The 21,137-nt window shown below is 35.1% G+C and carries 18 protein-coding genes; 11 read left to right on the top strand and 7 right to left on the bottom strand.

The window, feature by feature from the left end; translation table 11 throughout:
* The first annotated feature begins 109 nt into the window (after positions 1-109).
* From fldA to cls, 5 genes are all read left to right on the top strand, one after another.
* The gene (gene fldA, locus AC5LXI_RS05620; protein ID WP_493443896.1) at positions 110-622 is read left to right on the top strand and encodes a flavodoxin FldA; all 513 of its coding nucleotides are present in this window, start codon (positions 110-112) and stop codon (positions 620-622) included.
* Positions 623-700: 78 nt separating this feature from the next.
* A complete protein-coding gene (fur, locus tag AC5LXI_RS05615) occupies positions 701-1,159 on the top strand; it encodes a ferric iron uptake transcriptional regulator (protein WP_493443895.1) in 459 nt (152 codons plus the stop codon).
* Between the two features lie 66 nt (positions 1,160-1,225).
* Positions 1,226-1,768 carry an inner membrane-spanning protein YciB gene (locus AC5LXI_RS05610; RefSeq protein WP_493443894.1) on the top strand — a complete coding sequence of 181 codons (543 nt, stop codon included), beginning with the start codon at positions 1,226-1,228 and terminating at the stop codon, positions 1,766-1,768.
* A gap of 27 nt (positions 1,769-1,795) precedes the next feature.
* Positions 1,796-2,254 carry an acyl-CoA thioester hydrolase YciA gene (gene yciA / locus AC5LXI_RS05605; RefSeq protein ID WP_493443893.1) on the top strand — a complete coding sequence of 153 codons (459 nt, stop codon included), beginning with the start codon at positions 1,796-1,798 and terminating at the stop codon, positions 2,252-2,254.
* 5 nt (positions 2,255-2,259) lie between these two features.
* On the top strand, positions 2,260-3,723 hold the full coding sequence (gene cls, locus AC5LXI_RS05600) for a cardiolipin synthase (protein ID WP_493443892.1): 1,464 nt from the start codon (positions 2,260-2,262) through the stop codon (positions 3,721-3,723).
* A gap of 56 nt (positions 3,724-3,779) precedes the next feature.
* Here the strand turns inward: cls and cpdA are convergent, their stop codons facing one another.
* Positions 3,780-4,610 carry a 3',5'-cyclic-AMP phosphodiesterase gene (cpdA, locus tag AC5LXI_RS05595; RefSeq protein WP_493443891.1) on the bottom strand — a complete coding sequence of 277 codons (831 nt, stop codon included), beginning with the start codon at positions 4,608-4,610 and terminating at the stop codon, positions 3,780-3,782.
* Positions 4,611-4,772: 162 nt separating this feature from the next.
* Positions 4,773-5,402, bottom strand: coding sequence for an ADP-ribose diphosphatase (nudF, locus tag AC5LXI_RS05590; RefSeq protein WP_493443890.1), 630 nt, complete (start codon positions 5,400-5,402; stop codon positions 4,773-4,775).
* Positions 5,403-5,540: 138 nt separating this feature from the next.
* Here nudF and tolC point away from each other — a divergent pair, with 138 nt between their 5' ends.
* The gene (tolC, locus tag AC5LXI_RS05585; protein ID WP_493443889.1) at positions 5,541-6,887 is read left to right on the top strand and encodes an outer membrane channel protein TolC; all 1,347 of its coding nucleotides are present in this window, start codon (positions 5,541-5,543) and stop codon (positions 6,885-6,887) included.
* Positions 6,888-6,952: 65 nt separating this feature from the next.
* Here tolC and AC5LXI_RS05580 read toward each other — a convergent pair whose 3' ends face one another.
* Positions 6,953-7,843: a LysR family transcriptional regulator gene (locus AC5LXI_RS05580; RefSeq protein WP_493443888.1), complete on the bottom strand. Its 891-nt coding sequence runs from the start codon at positions 7,841-7,843 to the stop codon at positions 6,953-6,955.
* A 196-nt stretch (positions 7,844-8,039) separates the two neighbouring features.
* Here AC5LXI_RS05580 and AC5LXI_RS05575 point away from each other — a divergent pair, with 196 nt between their 5' ends.
* On the top strand, positions 8,040-8,873 hold the full coding sequence (locus AC5LXI_RS05575; protein WP_493443887.1) for an SDR family NAD(P)-dependent oxidoreductase: 834 nt from the start codon (positions 8,040-8,042) through the stop codon (positions 8,871-8,873).
* Positions 8,874-9,399: 526 nt separating this feature from the next.
* On the opposite strand, the gene AC5LXI_RS05570 is transcribed toward AC5LXI_RS05575, so the two are convergent.
* The 4 genes from AC5LXI_RS05570 to AC5LXI_RS05555 all read right to left on the bottom strand — a co-directional run bounded on the left by AC5LXI_RS05570 (position 9,400) and on the right by AC5LXI_RS05555 (position 17,262).
* Positions 9,400-10,794, bottom strand: coding sequence for a hypothetical protein (locus tag AC5LXI_RS05570; RefSeq protein WP_493443886.1), 1,395 nt, complete (start codon positions 10,792-10,794; stop codon positions 9,400-9,402).
* A 658-nt stretch (positions 10,795-11,452) separates the two neighbouring features.
* Complete coding sequence (locus AC5LXI_RS05565) at positions 11,453-12,859, bottom strand: hypothetical protein (RefSeq protein ID WP_493443885.1); 1,407 nt, start codon at positions 12,857-12,859, stop codon at positions 11,453-11,455.
* A 793-nt stretch (positions 12,860-13,652) separates the two neighbouring features.
* Positions 13,653-15,089: a hypothetical protein gene (locus tag AC5LXI_RS05560; protein WP_493443884.1), complete on the bottom strand. Its 1,437-nt coding sequence runs from the start codon at positions 15,087-15,089 to the stop codon at positions 13,653-13,655.
* Positions 15,090-15,852: 763 nt separating this feature from the next.
* Entirely contained in the window at positions 15,853-17,262 is a 1,410-nt protein-coding gene (locus tag AC5LXI_RS05555) for a hypothetical protein (RefSeq protein WP_493443883.1), read from the bottom strand.
* Between the two features lie 525 nt (positions 17,263-17,787).
* Here AC5LXI_RS05555 and gutQ point away from each other — a divergent pair.
* The 4 genes from gutQ to AC5LXI_RS05535 all read left to right on the top strand — a co-directional run bounded on the left by gutQ (position 17,788) and on the right by AC5LXI_RS05535 (position 21,130).
* Complete coding sequence (gene gutQ / locus AC5LXI_RS05550) at positions 17,788-18,750, top strand: arabinose-5-phosphate isomerase GutQ (protein ID WP_493443882.1); 963 nt, start codon at positions 17,788-17,790, stop codon at positions 18,748-18,750.
* 189 nt (positions 18,751-18,939) lie between these two features.
* Positions 18,940-19,461 (top strand): shikimate kinase AroK, encoded by a 522-nt coding sequence (aroK, locus tag AC5LXI_RS05545; protein WP_493443881.1) that lies wholly within the window; start codon positions 18,940-18,942, stop codon positions 19,459-19,461.
* A gap of 58 nt (positions 19,462-19,519) precedes the next feature.
* Positions 19,520-20,302: an SPOR domain-containing protein gene (locus AC5LXI_RS05540; RefSeq protein WP_493443880.1), complete on the top strand. Its 783-nt coding sequence runs from the start codon at positions 19,520-19,522 to the stop codon at positions 20,300-20,302.
* Positions 20,303-20,311: 9 nt separating this feature from the next.
* Positions 20,312-21,130: a Dam family site-specific DNA-(adenine-N6)-methyltransferase gene (locus tag AC5LXI_RS05535; RefSeq protein ID WP_493443879.1), complete on the top strand. Its 819-nt coding sequence runs from the start codon at positions 20,312-20,314 to the stop codon at positions 21,128-21,130.
* Positions 21,131-21,137: the final 7 nt, after the last annotated feature.

Here is a 21,137-nt window from a genome sequence, read left to right as displayed (position 1 = left end):
GTGTAGTAAATAATTACTTATGTTTATAGTAATTGAGAATTATTGCTGATAACTACTGACAGTGATATACTCAAAAGATATATTTAGCAAAAACAAAAAAGGTAAAAATATGGCACAAGTTGGAATTTTTTTTGGTAGTGACACCGGTAATACAGAAAATGTAGCTAAACAAATCCAACAAATCTTAGGTACAGATAAAGCAGATCTTTTTGACATCGCAAAAACAACAAAAGAACATATCGAAAAATATGACTTGTTATTTTTTGGTATTCCAACTTGGTATTATGGTGAATCTCAAGCTGATTGGGATGATTTCTTTCCTAATTTAGAACAAGTTAATTTTAATGGTAAAACAGTGGCAATTTTCGGCTGTGGTGACCAAGAAGATTATGCTGAATACTTTTGTGATGCAATGGGAACTATCCGCGATATTATTGAACCAAAAGGCGCTAAAATTGTTGGTAACTGGTCTACAGAAGGCTACAGCTTTGAAGCATCTAAAAGCCTTGTGGACGACAACCATTTTGTCGGTTTAGCTATTGATGAAGATCGTCAACCAGAATTAACAGAAGAACGAATTAATAATTGGGTAAACCAAGTAAAAGCCGAAATGAATATTTGATCTATTAAAGTGATTTATTTTATTTTCCGTTCATATTTTTATAATATGCCTAATTAATTAACTAAATTGGAATGTAATATGACTAATCATGATAAAGATAATAATGCAGCACTCAAAAGTGCAGGCTTAAAGGTTACGTTACCGCGATTAAAAATTTTAGAATTATTGCGAGATCCTTCATGCCAGCACATTACTGTCGAAGATCTTTATAAAAAGCTACTTGATATGGGCGAAGAAATTGGTCTTGCTACAGTTTATCGCGTATTAAATCAATTTGATGACGCGGGTATTGTGACACGTCATAATTTTGAAGGAGGAAGAGCGGTTTTTGAACTTGCTTCCCAAAAACATCATGACCATCTAATCTGTTTAGATTGTGGTGAGGTTTTTGAATTTCGAGACGAAATCATCAACAAACGCCAAAAAGAAATCGCAGAGCAATACGGGGTTACACTAACCTTTCATAGTTTATATCTTTATGGTCATTGCAAATCAGGCAATTGTAAAGCGCATCCAGAACTTCATACCAAAAAATAAGCCTATTTATATAGGCTTTTTTACTTATCGAAAACACTTAATTTTATCTATCAGGTTAACAAATAAATGAAGCAGCTTTTAAATTTTATTCCGCTTATCGTCTTTTTTATATTTTTAACAATTTACGATATTTTTGTCGGCGTACAAGCACTAATGGTTTCGGCAACTATCTCTTTTTTAATTATTCTTGTTATGTATAAAAAAATTGATAAAGTTGAGCTCATATCTTATATGATGATCATGATTTTCGGTGGAATAACACTTTATACACAAGATAAAAATATCATTAAATGGAAAGTCACCATCATAAACTTCTTATTCGCTGCTGCGTTATCTATCAGCCAATTTGGTTTCAAAAAAAATCTACTACAAAAAATGTTAGGTAAAGAGATACAGCTTGATATAACGGCTTGGAATAAGTTGAATGTGATATGGATTGTATTTTTTATTGTCTGTGGAACTTTCAGTCTAATTGCAACATATTATGTAGCAGATAATTTCTTCTGGATCTTTAAGGTATTTATATTACCCGGCGCATCATTAGTCATGTCTTTGATTTCGGGCATTTATATTTATCGACATATGAATAAAACTATTGATAACGGATAAAATAATATAATTAGGAGTACTTTCAACATGACACAAAACGAAAATAACCCAAAAGGACAATTAGTATTACGAACTTTAGCCATGCCAGCAGACACCAATCCTCATGGTCATATCTTTGGTGGATGGATAATGTCACAAATGGACTTAGCGGGCGGCATATTGGCTAAAGAAATTGCCAAAAGAAGAGTCGTAACCGTTAATGCAAGTAGTATCACCTTTTACAAACCAGCAATGGTTGGGGATGTGGTTTGCTGTTATGCACATTGTATAAAAACCGGTAAAACATCGATTACTATTGGTATTGAAGTTTGGATTAAAAAACTAACCGATACTGACAATGCAACCGAACGCTTTTGTATTACTGATGCCACATTTACTTATGTATCGGTTGATAAACACAACAACCCGAAACCGTTGCCAGAAATATTTCAAAATTTCGATTGTAGTAAAGACCCTATTAGTAAACTAAACTTAAGTTATAGCTGATAAATATGCAATTTACTTCATTTCATGCATTAGTAAGTTCATTAATATTTCTTGTTTACTGGTTGCTCATTGTATCGACCACTTTACGTATTGTCTTTAAAAGGCGACCAACTACTTACGTCATTGCATGGATGTTAGTCATCTACATATTGCCTATTATTGGCGTCATCCTCTATTTTGCACTTGGTGAAGCCCACCTTGGTCAACAAAGAGCAAAGCGTGCGCAAAAAATGCGCCCAACTATTACCAAATTTATTAATCAACTAAGTACTTTTCCTGACATATTTACCACTAAAGTTAGTCAAGTTAGCAAACCTATTTTTCAACTCTGCAAACATCAAACAGGCCTCGATGGGATCAGAGGTAATCACATTGAACTATTAAGCACTACCGATGCCATTTTTGAACGATTGATTGAAGATATAAACCAAGCCAAATCAAACATCGAAATGGTCTTTTACATCTGGAACGAAGGTGGTAAAGCTAATGAAGTTGAACAAGCACTGATACAAGCCACGAAGCGAGGCGTCACTTGTCGATTAATGATTGACTCGGCTGGCAGCCGACATTTTATTCGATCCAAAGCTAGCCAAAGAATGCGAGATGCTGGCATTACCATTATCGAAGCATTACAAGTTAATCTACTTAGATTTATGTTCAGGCGACTTGATCTTCGACAACATCGCAAAGTCGCCATTATTGACAACTACATCTCATATACCGGCAGCATGAACATTGTTGATCCACGATTCTTCAAACAAAATAAACATGTTGGTGAATGGGTTGATATTATGATTAGAATGTGTGGCCCTGTAACCACACTTATGGGCGCGATATATGCCAGTGACTGGGAACTAGAAACAGGAAAATATCTATCCCTTCCTCAAATTACCGATTTTGCTGAACCGCCAGAAGAAAAGAAACATATCATGCAACTTATTGCATCTGGCCCCGGTTACACCGAAAACATGATACATCAGGTACTATTAACCGCCATCTACTCAGCTCAAAAACAGATTATATTCACCACACCCTATTTAGTACCGAGTGACGATATTTTACATGCAGTATGTACTGCTGCACAGCGAGGGGTTGAAGTAATCATCATCGTACCTAAAAAGAATGATTCGCTGATGGTAAAATGGGCAAGTCGTGCCTTCTTTACTGAATTATTAAACGGTGGCGTTAAGCTTTATCAATTTAATGACAACTTACTACATACCAAAAGCGTATTAATCGACAACCAACTGAGTTTAGTGGGCACCGTTAACTTAGATATGCGAAGTTTATGGCTCAATTTTGAAATCACAACTGTAATTGATGATGCCCAGTTTGCAAAATCACTATCAATATTACTAGCGCAATACCTATCTCAATCGGATAAAGTTGACACAGAAACTTGGAAAAAACGACCAATCTGGCAACGAATCGTAGAACGGCTGTTTTACTTCTTTGCACCACTACTCTAATCAATCAAAAATCAGAATTGACAATTAAATTTGAGCAAATACTGAAAATAGAAACGTTAATAACCTTTTTGCGAAACATCTGGTAAAAATTGATTATCTGCAATACGAAACACGCTAGATACTATTGAACCATTTTCATTAAGAATAATTTCTCGCCAGCCGGGCGCATCATCATTAGCTAACTGAAAATCATAACAATTTGGTTTGAATTGAAAACAGGTAGACGGTGTTGAAAAGGCCTGACAATTATGCCAAACATGATCTTGTTGTTGATGAATATGTCCCCAACCAAGACCTTTTATTGAAGGAAATTTTTGGACGATCTTCTCAAGCTCATCCCTATTTTTCAAAATATGCTCATCTAACCAATGACAACCTGAATCAATAGGATGATGATGTAAAAAAACCATCGCATTTTTATCGGTATGAGCTAACAACGCCTTTTCAAGAAATTGTAATTCAGATTCAGGTAACAAACCATAAGCCTGACCGACAACTTGACTATTTAAAAGCACGATCAACCAATTATCACCAAGCATTACCACCTTATTTTTAGCAAGTTGATAACTCGAAAACACTTCCTGCATATAACTAAAATTGTCATGATTACCAGCCAACCAAACACAAGGGGTGTTAAATTGCTTAATTTGCTCAGCAAATCGTGCATAGGATTTCTTCGACCCATCTTGCACAAAATCGCCGGTTGCGACAATCAAATCATACTTCTTATTACTACGCTTAATTTCATTAATAACTGATAAAAAACTTGCATTCGACTTAACGCCTAATAAAGCGCCATTCTCATTCTCAAATAGATGTGTATCAGTAATATGCAGAATTTTTGCACAATACTGATTTAGTATTTGAAGCGTTAAAAGTGACTCCAAAATCTACCTCAATTATTATATATACGAAATCATGTCAGCAATAGAATTGATATTGTGATCAACATCACAATTTTTTATTTTTAAATCATGATGTTATATTAAATTGTAAAATAAAATCTATTGTTTGGGAAGCAATAATTTTATTAAATTAACAAAAATCGCTTATTTCCATTCATTTTTTAGTGTCAGATGATTGAGTTGTAACCATTGCAACGCAATAATTGATGCCGCATTATTGATTACACCTTCTTCAACCCACTTATATGCTTGCTCACGACTAACCACATGAACCTTAATATCCTCGTTTTCTTCGGCTAAACCGTGTACACCTTTTGCGGTCGAAGAATCAACTTGGCCGACCAACACGTGCAATTGCTCGGTTAAACCACCCGGTGATGCAAGATAGCTAATAATCGGCTTACATTGCCCAACAACAATACCCGCTTCTTCCTTCGCTTCTCGTCTTGCCACTTCTTCGGTCGATTCATTCTCATGATCCATCATTCCCGCTATCAACTCTAACATCCAAGGACTATCTTGCGTATCAATCGCAGCTATCCTAATTTGCTCAATAAGCACCACTTCATCACGCTTATCATCATAAGCTAAAAGCACCACCGCATGACCTCGTTCCAAAATTTCACGAGTCACCATTTCACTGACAGAACCATCGAATTTACGGTATTGAAAGCGATATTCTAATAACGAAAAAAAGCCTTTATATAAAATTCGTTTAGTTAAATTAAAAACGTCTTTCTTGTTAAAAAGCATTGGGGTAAGTTTATTTTTCATATCAAGTTCTCTATTTTAGGCTAAATTTTAATAAAAAGTGCGAATCACGAATAAGGATAATGTCTATGTGCTAATTATCTGTTAAAATTATGCAATTGGAAATATTATTCTATTTTATTGCTTTTAAAGAGAAGATTGATGAAAAAAACTTTAACCTTTTTAATTGGCTTAGCATTAAGTCAATCTGCATTTGCTGATAACTTAGTTCAGGTTTACGAGCAAGCAAAAGAAACCAACCCAGATCTGCGCAGTTCATTAGCTGAAAAAGATAAAGCTTACTCAGCGATTTCAGGTTCTCGTGCAAGCTTACTTCCGCAAGTTGGCCTTAGTGCTTCTTATGGTGTAGCACATGGACGTCGAGACAATAGCGGAGTTAAAACTAAAAGTGGTAGCTTATACCAAGTAGCTGTATCACAAAGTATCTTTAACTTCTCCAATTGGAAAGCTCTAGATATCACAAAAAAACAAGCCACCATTGCTGATATCTCTTATCAATATCAAGGCCAAACATTAATATTAAATACATCAGTAGCCTACTTTAACGTACTAAAAGCACTTGATGCATTAAGCTTCATTGATGCTCAGAAAAAAGCAATTGGTCGCCAGTTAGATCAAACTCGTCAACAACACAAAGTTGGTTTAGTTGCAATTACTGACGTACAAAATGCCCAAGCAAATTACGATTTAACTGTGGCACAACAAGTTAACGCGTTAAATGACTTAAATAATGCACTTGAAGCATTACGCCAAGTTAGTGGACGTTTCTATTCTAAACTTGCTAGTGTTGACACCAAAACCTTCAGAACTGAACAACCAACGCAAATCAACGCATTATTAAAACAATCTGAAACCACAAACCTCAATTTATTAACAATGAAGTTAAATCAAGAGATTGCTCGCGATCAAATCAAAATGGCGCAATCAGGTTACATGCCGACAGCTAGTTTAGATGCATCAACCAACTTAAATAAAACCGACAGTTATGGTAACACCAATTACGAACGTCATACTGCGGGCAAAAAATACACAGGTGATAACAGAATTGGCGTCAGCGTGAATTTACCACTGTTTTCAGGTGGCGCAACAGTATCACAAGTACAACAAGCACAACACAACTTTGTTAGTTTTAGTGAGAAGCTTGAAAGTACTAATCGTAGCGTGATAAACCAAATCCGATCATCTTACAACAACATCTCTTCATCGATTAGTGCGATTAAAGCATATCAACAAGCTGTAGTTTCGGCACAAAGTTCGTTAGAAGCAACGTCTTCTGGTTACCAAGTAGGAACTCGTACTATCGTTGACGTACTTAATGCAACAACACAACTATATAGTTCAAAACGAAACTTATCTGACGCTAAATACAACTATTTAACAAGTTTATTACAGTTAAAATATGCGGTTGGTACCTTAACTGCAAGTGATTTAGTTTATCTAAATAACATGCTGGGTAAAGAAGTAAGTACACTTGCAACGATAAAATAATCGAATAAAAGATAAATAAAAAGCGATCGTCAGCTCGCTTTTTTTATATGCATATTACAAAATTATTAAGTCATTGCATTAACAATAAACTCAATAAAAATGTTAAGTTTTGGTAATCGCTGTTTATCGGCAGTATATAACAGATGAACCTCTCTGGCAGGTGGTAAAAAATTTTGCAACACTGGAATTAGTTTACTTTGTTTAATTGATTCACTCAGTACCGAATCTGGTAACATCGTAATCCCCAACCCTTCAACTGCTGCCGCAGCCAATGCTGAGGTATTATTACATTTAAATGCTCCAGCAATAGGAACATTAACTAACTCACCATTTATCCTAAAAGGCCATAAATTATCTTTCTTAGCTGGATTGACATATTGATAAACTAAGCACTGATGATTCTTCAAATCATCGGGTTCCGATGGCATACCATAACAGGCTAAATAACTTGGCGATGCAGCAAAAATAAGTTGCAAATCATTAAGTTTACGCGCAATTAAACCCGAATCAGTTAAAGAACCAACACGAAACACCACATCAAAATCATCTTTAACTAAATCAATAAAACGATCGCTCAATTGAATATCGATATTCACCTTCGGATAACATTTCATAAAATCACGGATAACCGGAATCAAATTAAATTGACCATAACTAACAGGAGCACTAATCCTTAAACGACCTTTCGGTTCCTTACTATATTTTTGTGCTAACGTTTTAGTATTGTTAATCTCACTTAATATAAATAAGCATCGCTCATAATATTGTTTACCAAACTCGGTCAAATTTTGCGATCTTGTCGTTCTGTTAAGCAATTTAAGCCCTAAATAATTCTCTAAAAAAAGGATATATTTTGCTACCATTTGAGGTGAAGTATTTAAAGAAATAGATGTTTGAGCGAACGATCCCGTTTTGACCGTTACAACGAAAGCTTCCATACACTTAACTAAATCCACATTATCAACCCTCAGTTGTTAATATATAAATTATCACACTATTTATTATCATTTTATCAATAAATATAATACACATCGTTAATTAAAAAAAGAAAAACTCTTCATAAAAATTGGTATCATATCAACGGACTTTTGTTCTACAATCTTAGACAAGCGACTAACATTATTAATAAGAAGATAAATAAAAGGATGCAAAATGGAAAAGGAAATTAAACCTGAAACAGAAAGAGGAACTGAAGGCGAAATTATCAATACAGAAAAAAGATATACGGTCATTACTGGTGCCAGCTCAGGAATTGGTTACGCAACAGCAATTGCCTTTGCCAAAAGAAACAAAGACCTTATCGTTATCGCAAGAAGAAAAGAAAACCTAGAATCATTAAAACAAGAAATAGAGACCATCAATCCAAACATTGAAGTTATTATCAAAGTTTGTGATTTAACCAATATAGAACTCATCACCACATTATTTAATGAATTAAGAAATTACTTTATCGAAACTTGGATCAATAATGCCGGTTTTGGGCATTATGGCAGTGTAAGCACTCAAGATTTAACCAAAATTGGATCCATGCTCCATCTAAACATCGAAGCATTAACCATCCTCTCAACTCTTTATGTACGAAAATATCATAATCACAGTAACACCCAGCTTATTAACATATCATCGCGTGGTGGCTATACCATCGTACCTAATGCAGTCACCTATTGTGCCACCAAGTTCTATGTTAATGCCTTCACGGAAGGGCTTGCACAGGAATTGATACAAACTAACGCAAAATTAAGAGCAAAAGTACTAGCGCCTGCGGCAACACAAACCGAATTTGGTAAAAAAGCCAACGATGTTCATGAATATGATTATGATAAGAGTTTTGCCAAATATCATTCCGCCGACCAAATGGCCGAGTTTTTATTAGCGCTTTATGATAGTGATAATATCATTGGAGAGATCAGCACGAAGGATTTCTCATTCAGTTTAAAAGATAGTATATTTCCTTATTCGGGTAATCCAGCAGAAAATCAAAAATAAATAATTAATTAAAATTATTTATACAAAGGATTGGGGGATAAAAAAAACCCCTTTCCTCAAATTTTTTACTTCAAAACCTAAAACATCTTAACAATAATGCTAAAAATCACTGTTACTAAACAGTGATTTTTTTAGATATTAACGTTGTAACGCTATTTTTCATATGCCTATCTCTACAGCCCAAGGACTAAGAAATAGGTGCTAAGGATAGACGCAAAGCCCGAGGTTGTTAGATTTCGTAGCGTAATATGCATTACCACCATTCACATCGACTGTAAACTGATTACCATCAACTACGTCACCTGTCCAATAATTGGATCAGATAGTTCATACATTACTATGCCCCAAGATCACTTTAGCTCACCCAGTACGTTGCGACTCTACAAAACAATTGCCATTTAGCGAGCTAACTTTTTTCTTATCTATACAATAATAGAGCAAGGATTGAGAACCAAGAAATAAGGACTCATGGCAACCTTATCAACAAATCCTATATTTATTTATAACCACCATCTTTAACCAACAATTACTGGCTGGTCTCAGGTGTCCCTGGTAGTAAAGGGAGGACACATAAACCATAAGCACCGTTTCTGTCAGCGTATTCCCAACCAACAGCACCATCGTAGGAGTAGGCATCAAATGGCTTATTGTCAGGAGCTTCAGAAATGTCACTAGTCCAATAACCATGATTACCAAAATTAGAGTTAGTGTAATAACCCATAAAACCCCACTCCGAAAAAAAGCCTGCACCAATTATACGTTGGTAATAATTATCAGATGAACGAGGTTCGGCACCAACTGCTCCCTTACAATATTTATTTGAACCATTTCCCGTACAAGCTGAGTTTGTTAAATCTTTAACTTGAGGTAATCGATATTTTAGTTTTTCACACCATGATTTTGTATTAGTATAGTCATAAGTTTTAGTTCCACGATTAACGTACCATTGTTTTAATACAAAACCATACTTAACCACTTCATTGCTATTACTATCTCGACCGACTAATTCGAATGTCTGTGGTAAATCAGGTTTACCTATTGTATTAGGAGTATCTGATTCCCATTGTATTTGATCAGTAACAGCAGGACCTTCTAGTGTAACCCGAACAATTGAACCAGAAGCGTTAGACGTCATCTTGGCTGTTATATTATTTTTAGGAGAAACCGATTCCCAAGTCAAAGAACCACTACTGGCACCTATCTCTAAATCAAAATATAAACCATTTGCACCAGTAGTTGGGAAGTTTAAATCGTAAGATGTAGTAGATTGTGGAATAAAACCTTTGGCGGGATTCCACATTGTATCTGGACCACGAAAATCATGATACTCTGGACCATAATTATCTTTACCACCAATATCTAAATTTGGTCTTGCAAAACAAACTAATGGCCCACCCTTTGGATTAATATAATAAGTGGCATTTCCTGCTCTAAACATCTGACTGTTAGGAATACCATGATGGGTAGTTAATATCGCATCAGTACTTGTTAATGTGATTTTATAGGGGGCTTTACAAATATCTAATGTCGTATTACGTGATACAGTTTGGTTATCTTTATCGGTAATAGTTAAATTTAAGCTACCTGTTGCTGTTGGGCTTTCATCTCCGTCATCATCACCCCAATAATTGTATGGTGGTGAAATAAGTGTATTTAACGTGATTGAGTCGGAATCAATGGGTACCAACATATCAATATCTGCAAGCGTTTCGCCAGCTTTAGGCAACTCGATAGGTGTAGTTAATGAGTTGTTAGTTGCTGGAGTAATTTTCGTTCCGTCTGATAAAGTGATTTCAAACAATCCTTCCGTATTAATCACTTTTGTATGACCGCCGTCGAATGTTAAGTAAGGTGCACTACCATTAATAGTATTTAATGTTTGCGACGTTAATGCTTGGCTACTAAATGCAAAACACAACATAAACGCTAAACATAAAATAAACTGTGGAGATAAAAAAGATTTTGATAGAGAGCTTAAAAAGCGATGTAAAAATAAGCTATCACAGAAAACCAAACTCTGATTACTAGAATTGCGCCAATTTAGGTTATAGGTTTGGGCAGTTTGCAGTTTGCAGTTTGCAGTTTGAAATTATAATGCATTTCGACGTTCCTGTCAAGTAATTTCATGATTTATTGAACATTTTACTAAAAATCGAATAAAAGTTATTTGATTGTTTCACTTAAAGTGAACATAGGAAGTATAAAGACGGTAAAAAAACTGCGCAACTTCTTTTATAACTTAAACTGTTAAGTTTTGTAAAGTGTCCAGTTAAATTACTTTTTTCTTATTTATGAACTCAATAATGTTAGAACGCAAAAATATTTTCACCAACTATTTTATAGTTTTTATTTAATGTGAATGTATTCGATTAATACCATGATCATCTCCCCAATAATTATAAGAAATTCCAATAAAAGAAATTAATTCAATTGGATTTGATATACGCGAATTATTAATCAATGAGTGAACTAAGTTCTGTTTGATTTTTCAAGCGCAACGTTTATATCGTTCAAACACTTCAACCGATTATACATAACGACTAATGTAAAATCGGTTGTATTTATCAATTATCTTTTTCTTAATTTGGATCTGATTTAGGCCAGACACACAAACCATAGGCACCGTGTTGACGAGGGAAATCCCAACCGAAGTTACCATCACGTATGTACACATCAAGGTATGGAGGTCTTTTATCTGTTTCGTCATCAGAGGTGTTTTCCTGACCAAGATCTCCAGTCCAGTAGCCATACTCAACAAAGTTTGTTTTTGCATTATCATTATAGAATGGGAGACTCAAGTTTCCCCACTCCGAAAAAAAGCCGGCACCGATTGTACGTGTAAAATATCTATTAGGTGATGGTGGATTAGCGCCCTTACCGCCGATACAGTCCTGCTCTGTACAAATTCCGTTTGTTAAATCTTTAACTCTAGGAACTTCATAACCTATTTTTTCACACCAATTTGCTAGATTATCTTGAGGTGTCTTCTTATTTCCACGATTAACAAACCACTGCTTTAGCACAAAACCATATTTAACAATTGCGGGACCTCCTTTACTATAACTACCAACTAATTCAAATGTCTGTGATAAATCAGCTTTATCTATTTCATTAGGAGTATCTGATTCCCATTGCGATTCATCAGTAACAGCAGGGCCTTTTAGTGTAACTCGAACCATTGCAGGATTAACTATTTTGCCTTCATGATCACGATCATATTCAGCTTTAACAGTAATACCCTCATGTTTAACTTCTTCCCATACCAATGGTTGAACACCACCTATATCTAAATAAAAATGCAGCTCATTAGCACCTGTAGTCGGGAAGTTTGAACCATAACTAGTTTGTGGTTTGAAACCTTTATCAGGATCCCACATTTCCGCTGGACCGTTAAAATTATGATTAATTCCTCCTGTATGTTCTAAATTTGGTCTAGCAAAACAGACCGATGGATTTGCTTTTGGATTGATATAATAAGTTACACTTCGAGCACTAATATCCGTTCCATTAGGAATACCATATCTGGTTTTTAAGGTAGTATTTTCATTACTCAATGTCAATTTATAAGGTGCGTTACAGATATCTAATATAGCGTTACGCGCGACAACTTGATTATTTTTATCAGTAATGGTTAATTTTAAATCACCGATAATTTCAAAGTCATCATCTCCGTCATCATCTCGCCAATAACTGTTGGGTGCACCAATAAGAGAACTTAATGCGATCGAATCAGAACCAGCTGGTATGAGCGTATCAATATTTGCGAAAGTTTCGTTAGCATTAGGCAGTTCGATAGGGATAGTTGATGAACTGTCCGTTGCTGGCGTTATCTCGCTTCCGTTTGATAAGGTAATTTTGAATAATTCATCATCCAAACTAGTAACTCTAGTTCGACCGTTATCGAATGTTAAATAAGGTGCACTACCATTAATGGTATTTGATGTTTGCGACGTTAATGCTTGGCTACTGAATGCAAAACACAACATAAACGCTAAACATAAAATAAACTGTGGAGATAAAAAAGATTTTGATAGAGAGCTTAAAAAGCGATGTAAAAATAAGCTATTACAGAAAACCAAACTCTGATTACTAGAATTACGCCAATTTAGGTTATAGATTCGGCAAGTTTGCTGTTTGCTGTTTGCTGTTTAAAATTATAATGCATTTCGACGTTCCTGTCAAGTAATTTCATGATTTATTGAACATTTTACTAAAAATCGAATAAAGGTTATTCGATTGTTTCACTTAAAAAGTGAAACAAGTATAGAAACAATAAAAAAGCTACGCAACTTCTTTTGTAATTTAAATTGTTAAGTTTTGTAAAGTGTCCAATTAAATTACTTTTTTCTTATTTATGAACTCAATAATGTTAGAACGCAAAAATATTTTCACCAACTATTTTACGGTTTTTATTCAATATGAATGTATTCAATTAATACCATGATCATCTCCCCAATAATTACAAGAAATTCCAATAAAAGAAATTAATTCAATTGGATTTGATATACGCGAATTATTAATCAATAAATGAACTTAGTTCTGTTTGATTTTTCAAGCACAACGTTCATACGAATGTGACTGCCATCTAAATTAACGACCATGAATAGTATTTGGAAACCTATTGTTAGGTGAAATGGGTATTTTTAATATAATGCAACGTTTATATCGCTCAAACACTCCAACCGATTATACATAACGACTAATGTAAAATCGGTTGTATTTGTCAATTATCTATTTCTTATTACTCAAAACTATTTTTATATTTTATTAGAGGTTGGTTTAGTTTGAGTCTGATTTTGATTCTGGATAGACACACAGCTCATAAGCGCCCCTTTCAGCAGGGAACATCCAACCTACGGTGCCATCAATCGCGTAGACATCGAATCGATCTGGATTTTGAGGATCTTCAGAAAAAGGAGTTATATCTTGAGTCCAATAGCCGTGAGTAATAAAACCAGCGTCTTTGTAGAAATCTTCTTTACCCATAGGTCCCCACTCTGAAAAAAAGCCCGCACCGATTATACGTGTGAAAAAATTATCAGATGATTCTGGACTAGCACCGACAGCGCCTTCACAGGAATCAAGATTTCCATATCCACTACAAGTTGAGTTTGTTAAATCTCGAACTTTAGGAATTTTATAACCTATTTGTCCACACCAATCTACTGTATTATCTACTGTATTATCCCTCTTCTTATATGTTAATACATCTCCACGATTAACAAACCACTGGTTTAACTTAAAACCATATTTAACAATTGCGGGACCTCCTTTACTGTAACTACCAACTAATTCAAATGTCTGTGGTAAATCAGGTTTACCTATTGGTTCACCTATTGTATTAGGAGTATCTGATTTCCATTGTGTATCAGTAGCAGCAGGACCTTTTAGTGTAACTCGAACCATTGCAGGATTAACTATTTTGCCTTCATCATCACGATCATATTCAGCTTTTACAGTAATACCCGCATGTTTAACTTCTTCCCATACCAATGGTTGAACACCACCTATATCTAAGTAAAAATACAGCTCATTAGCACCCGTAGTCGGGAAGTTTGAACCATAACTAGCTTGTGGTTTGAAACCTTTACCAGAATCCCAAATTTCCGCTGGACCGTCAAAATTATGGTCGGTCACTAACCCATTATGTACTAAATTTGGTCTAGCAAAGCAGACCAATGGACTTGCTTTTGGATTGATATAATAAGTTACACTTCGAGCACTAATATCCGTTCCATTAGGAATACCATATCTGGTTTTTAAGGTAGTATTTTCATTACTCAATGTCAATTTATAAGGTGCGTTACAAATATCTAATATAGCGTTACGCGCGACAACTTGATTATTTTTATCGGTAATGATTAATTTTAAATCACCGATAATTTCAAAGTCATCATCTCCGTCATCATCTCGCCAATAACTGTTAGGTTCACCAATAAGAGAACTTAATGCGATCGAATCAGAACCAGCTGGTATGAGCGTATCAATATTTGCGAAAGTTTCATTAGCATTAGGCAGTTCGATAGGGATAGTTGATGAACTGTCCGTTGATGGCGTTATCTCGCTTCCGTTTGATAAGGTAATTTTGAATAATTCATCATCCAAACTAGTAACCCTAGTTCGACCGTTATCGAATGTTAAATAAGGTGCACTACCATTAATGGTATTTGATGTTTGCGACGTTAATGCTTGGCTACTGAATGCAAAACACAACATAAACGCTAAGCATAAAATAAACTGTGGAGATAAAAAAGATCTTGACAGCGAGCTTAAAAAGCGATGTAAAAATAAGCTATTACAGAAAACCAAACTCTGATTACTAGAATTACGCCAATTTAGATTATAGATTCGGCAAGTTTGCAGTTTGCAGTTTGCAGTTTAAAATTATAATGCATTTCGACGTTCCTGTCAAGTAATTTCATGATTTATTGAACATTTTACTAAAAATCGAATAAAGGTTATTCGATTGTTTCACTTAAAAAGTGGAAAAAAGTATAGAGATAATAAAAAAGCTACGCAACTTCTTTTGTAATTTAAATTGTTAAGTTTTGTAAAGTGTCCAATTAAATTACTTTTTTCTTATTTATGAACTCAATAATGTTAGAACGCAAAAATATTTTCACCAACTATTTTACGGTTTTTATTCAATATGAATGTATTCAATTAATACCATGATCATCTCCCCAATAATTATAAGAAATTCCAATAAAAGAAATTAATTCAATTGGATTTGATATACGCGAATTATTAATCAATGAGTGAACTTAGTTCTGTTTGATTTTTCAAGCACAACGTTTATACGAATGTGACTGCCATCTAAATTAAATACGTTGCACGACCATGAATAGTATTTGGGATTCTATTGTTAGGTAAAATAAGTATTTTTAATATAATGCAACGTTTATATCGTTCAAACACTCCAACCGATTATACATAACGATTAATGTAAAATCGATTGTATTTATCAATTATCTTTTTCTTAATTTGGATCTGATTTAGGCCAGACACACAAACCATAGGCACCGTTTTGACGAGGGAAATCCCAACCGAAGTTACCATCACGTATGTACACATCAAGGTATGGAGGTCTTTTATCTGTTTCGTCATCAGAGGTGTTTTCCTGACCAAGATCTCCAGTCCAGTAGCCATACTCAACAAAGTTTGTTTTTGCATTATAGAATGGGAGACTCAAGTTTCCCCACTCCGAAAAAAAGCCGGCACCGATTGTACGTGTAAAATATCTATTAGGTGATGATGGATTAGCGCCCTTACCGCCGATACAGTCCTGCTCTGTACAAATTCCGTTTGTTAAATCTTTAACTCTAGGAACTTCATAACCTATTTTTTCACACCAATTTGCTAGATTATCTTGAGGTGTCTTCTTATTTCCACGATTAACAAACCACTGGTTTAACTTAAAACCATATTTAACAATTGCGGGACCTCCTTTACTGTAACTACCAACTAATTCAAATGTCTGTGGTAAATCAGGTTTACCTATTGGTTCACCTATTGTATTAGGAGTATCTGATTTCCATTGTGTATCAGTAGCAGCAGGACCTTTTAGTGTAACTCGAACCATTGCAGGATTAACTATTTTGCCTTCATCATCACGATCATATTCAGCTTTTACAGTAATACCCTCATGTTTAACTTCTTCCCATACCAATGGTTGAACACCACCTATATCTAAATAAAAATGCAGCTCATTAGCACCTGTAGTCGGGAAGTTTGAACCATAACTAGTTTGTGGTTTGAAACCTTTATCAGGATCCCACATTTCCGCTGGACCGTTAAAATTATGATTAAGTCCTCCTGCATGTTCTAAATTTGGTCTAGCAAAACAGACCGATGGATTTGCTTTTGGATTGATATAATAAGTTACACTTCGAGCACTAATATTCGTTCCATTAGGGACACCATATCTGGTTTTTAAGGTAGTATTTTCATTACTCAATGTCAATTTATAAGGTGCGTTACAAATATCTAATATAGCATTACGCGCGACAACTTGATTATTTTTATCAGTAATGGTTAATTTTAAATCACCGATAATTTCAAAGTCATCATCTCCGTCATCATCTCGCCAATAACTGTTGGGTGCACCAATAAGAGAACTTAATGCGATCGAATCAGAACCAGCTGGTATGAGCGTATCAATATTTGATAGAGTTTCGTTAGCATTGGGCAGTTCGATAGGGATAGTTGATGAACTGTCCGTTGCTGGCGTTATCTCGCTTCCGTTTGATAAGGTAATTTTGAATAATTCATCATCCAAACTAGTAACTCTAGTTCGACCGTTATCGAATGTTAAATAAGGTGCACTACCATTAATGGTATTTGATGTTTGCGACGTTAATGCTTGGCTACTGAATGCAAAACACAACATAAACGCTAAACATAAAATAAACTGTGGAGATAAAAAAGATTTTGATAGAGAGCTTAAAAAGCGATGTAAAAATAAGCTATTACAGAAAACCAAACTCTGATTACTAGAATTACGCCAATTTAGGTTATAGGTTTGGGCAGTTTGCAGTTTGCAGTTTGCAGTTTAAAATTATAATGCATTTCGACGTTCCTGTCAAGTAATTTCATGATTTATTGAATATTTTATTAACAATTGAATAAAAGTTATTCGATTGTTTCACTTAAAAAGTAAAGAAAGTATAGGGATAACCAAAAAGCGACGCAACTTCTTTTGTAAATTAAATTGTTAAGTTTTGTAAAGTGTCCAGTTAAATTACTTTTTTCTTATTTATAGGGCTTGATAATGTTAAGACGCAAAAACATTTTCACCTTTACAGTTTTTTATTCTAAAAGACTTTTGAATATTGAATAGTTAATTGTTAGACTATTAATAATTTAATTAACCAAGTTAGGTATTTCTTAGTTTTAATTCAACGGGCGATTGAAAATGGATAAATTGTTACAATATGGTCGAGAGTTACTAGAACTTGAGCTTCATGAAGCGCAAAAGTTGCCAACTCGGCTTGGTAAGGATTTTGTTAGAGCCTGCCAGTTAATCTTGTCAACTAAAGGCAAGGTTGTAGTATCAGGTATTGGTAAATCTGGACATATTGGTAAAAAGATCGCTGCATCATTAGCCAGTACCGGTAGTCCCGCATTTTTTATGCATCCGTCCGAGGCGTTACATGGCGATTTAGGAATGGTAACCGAAAATGATGTGGTAATTTTGATCTCTTATTCTGGGCGTGCTAAGGAGTTTCAATTTATTTTACCGATCCTTGCTGCGATGAATATTCCGGTTATTGCTATCACTGGTGGGCTTGATTCGCCACTTGCGCTAGCAGCACAAGCTGTGCTGGATATTTCGATCGAGAAGGAAGCTTGCCCAATGGGATTAGCGCCAACGTCAAGTTCAACTAATACACTGATGATGGGGGATGCACTGGCAATTGCTGTTATGCGAGCTCGCGGCTTTAAAGAAGAAGATTTTGCTCGTTCACATCCTGCGGGCAGTTTAGGCGCAAAATTGTTAAATCATGTAAAAGATATTATGCGTAAGGGTGATTTAATTCCTAGAGTTTCACAATCCGCAACCGTGCTTGATGCCATGTTAGAATTAAGTCGTACTGGTGTGGGATTAGTTGCAATATGCCAAGATAATAATAAAATAGCTGGCGTTTTTACTGATGGAGATTTACGCCGTTTGTTATTAAAACATGGTACACTACAAGATAATATTGTCGATGTAATGACAAGTCCTGGACATCAAATACCTGAAACATGGAAAGCAGTCGAGGCTTTAAAGTCATTTAATGATCATAATATTACTGCTGCACCTGTAGTTAATAACCGCGGCGAATTGGTTGGTGCGCTAAATATTCATGATCTGCACCAAGCTGGTATTAGTTAAGCGATTAATAAATACCTGTTGCAAAAAGGGGCTATCTACTGAGATAATTACCGACCTAAATTTTTGTCGTAAGACGGAGATCCAAGTAAGTTACACAATTCAATACCAAAATGATTGATTAATTAAGTCAATTATTAATTGATATTGTGTTGTAAATTTTAACCAAAATTAATAGATGATGAAATTACAATGGCAGAAAAGCGAAATATCTTTCTAATAGGCCCGATGGGGGCAGGAAAAAGCACAATAGGCCGACAACTCGCGCAACAGTTAGGCATGGAGTTTTTTGATTCAGACCAAGAAATTGAAAAACGTACCGGTGCTGATATTGCATGGATTTTTGACTTAGAAGGTGAAGACGGATTCCGAGCCAGAGAAGAGAAAGTTATTAACGAATTGACTGATAAACAGGGAGTAGTACTCGCAACCGGTGGTGGTTCGGTTTTATCTAAAGAGACGCGTAACCGTTTATCAGCACGTGGTATTGTAGTTTATTTAGAAACTACTATCGAAAAACAGATGGCAAGAACCCAAAAAGATAAACGTCGCCCTTTATTACAAGGCGGCAACACTCCCCGTGAACTTTACGAAGAATTAGCTGAAGAGCGTGATCCACTTTACGAAGAGATCGCTGACATTACGATAAAAACTGATGAGCAAAGTGCAAAAAGTGTTGCTGGTTATATTATTGAAAAAATAGAACAAATTTAAAATTTCAATCTTTAAACTGTCTGACCATAAGGTAATAAACCTTTTGAAAGGAGTTAATATGCGTGTAGATAAAGATGATCGTTATATGTCAGAACAATCAAGTAAACCATCTACGCCTTCTATCTCAACTTTTTTTCAATATTATTCGAAAAAGAGGTTGATTATGATGGGATTAGCTTTAGCTATTATCTTGTTACTTAGTTTAGTAATATTTCGTCCATCAAAAACACCATTAACACCACCTGAAGTTGATGGTTTTCCGACAACGCAGACGCCTGATCTAACGATCAATAGTCAACCAAGTGATGCTTTAGCACAAGGTCAAAGTCCTGTGGCTTCTGACCTAATTAATAATATTAATGAGCACGAAAATGCGGTTGGACAACCACCTGCACCCGTTGCGGTATCATCAATATCAGACTCTAAACCAGATTTGCCACCGACCGATATTAGCTTAAATGATAGTGGGTCATCTAAGCCTAATGAAAATAAACCAATAAATCCAGATAGAGTTAATCCTACCGTTGCTGGCTTGGACAATATAACAGAGAATAATTCAACTTCAATTGCCAAAATTAAGAACGATCAGTTTTCGATTCAACTTAGTTCTTCAAGCTCAGTTGAAGGTTTGAGAAAATTAGTTAAAGAATATAATATAACTAATTACCAAATTTATGAAACTAAACGAAATAATGTTAAATGGTACATCTTAGTTAAAGGTACATATGATTCTGCTGACGAGGCCAGAAAAGCAATCAAATCTTTACCAAGTGCACTACAAAAAGACAAGCCTTGGGTTAAATCTGGCGAGACAATTAATAAAGAAAAATCAGCAAAATAGGAGTTTCCGTTGAAGAAGCGACGAGCCTTTTTAAAATGGGCTGGAGGAAAATATGAGCTTGTGGACACAATTAAACATTATCTACCAGATGGGGAACAACTTATTGAACCCTTTGTAGGCGCAGGTTCCGTTTTTTTAAACACGAACTTCAAAAGCTATATTTTAGCTGACATCAATCACGATCTAATTGCGTTGTTTAGGTTGTTACAATCCAATCCTGATCAATTTATTGGTGATCTTAAACTGTTATTTAACCATCAGAATAATCAAGCTGAGGCTTTTTATCAGCTGCGTGATGTGTTCAATTACAGTAAAGATCAATATCTACGATCGCTTTTGTTTGTTTATTTGAATCGTCACTGTTATAACGGTTTATGCCGCTATAATAACAGCGGTTTTTTTAATGTGCCTTTTGGTCGTTATAAGACGATCTATTTTCCTGAAAAGGAACTCTATTATTTTGCGCAAAAAGCACAAGATGCTGAGTTTATCTGTACGCCCTATCATGAAGCAATGAAATTGGCGAAGCGTAATTCTGTTATTTATTGTGATCCGCCTTATCTTTCGCCAAATGAGTCAGTCGGTTTTACAGCTTATTATTCTAATAATTTTGGCTATGACGAGCATATGCGATTGTCACAGTTGGCAGAAAAAATCGCTTATAAAAAAAATATTCCTGTACTGGTTTCAAATCACGATACCGAGTATACCAGAACGTTATACAATAAAGCTCGCCATCTTTACCGAGCAGAAATGCGACGCTCAATTAGCTGTGCTGGCGAAGGACGAAAAAAAATTGATGAAATATTAGCCTTGTACCAAAAATAACCTATTT

The sequence above is a fragment of the Gilliamella sp. LMG 34361 genome (assembly GCF_984569075.1).
Note: the sequence above shows the minus strand (reverse complement) of the source record. Positions and strands in the feature narration are given on the sequence as shown.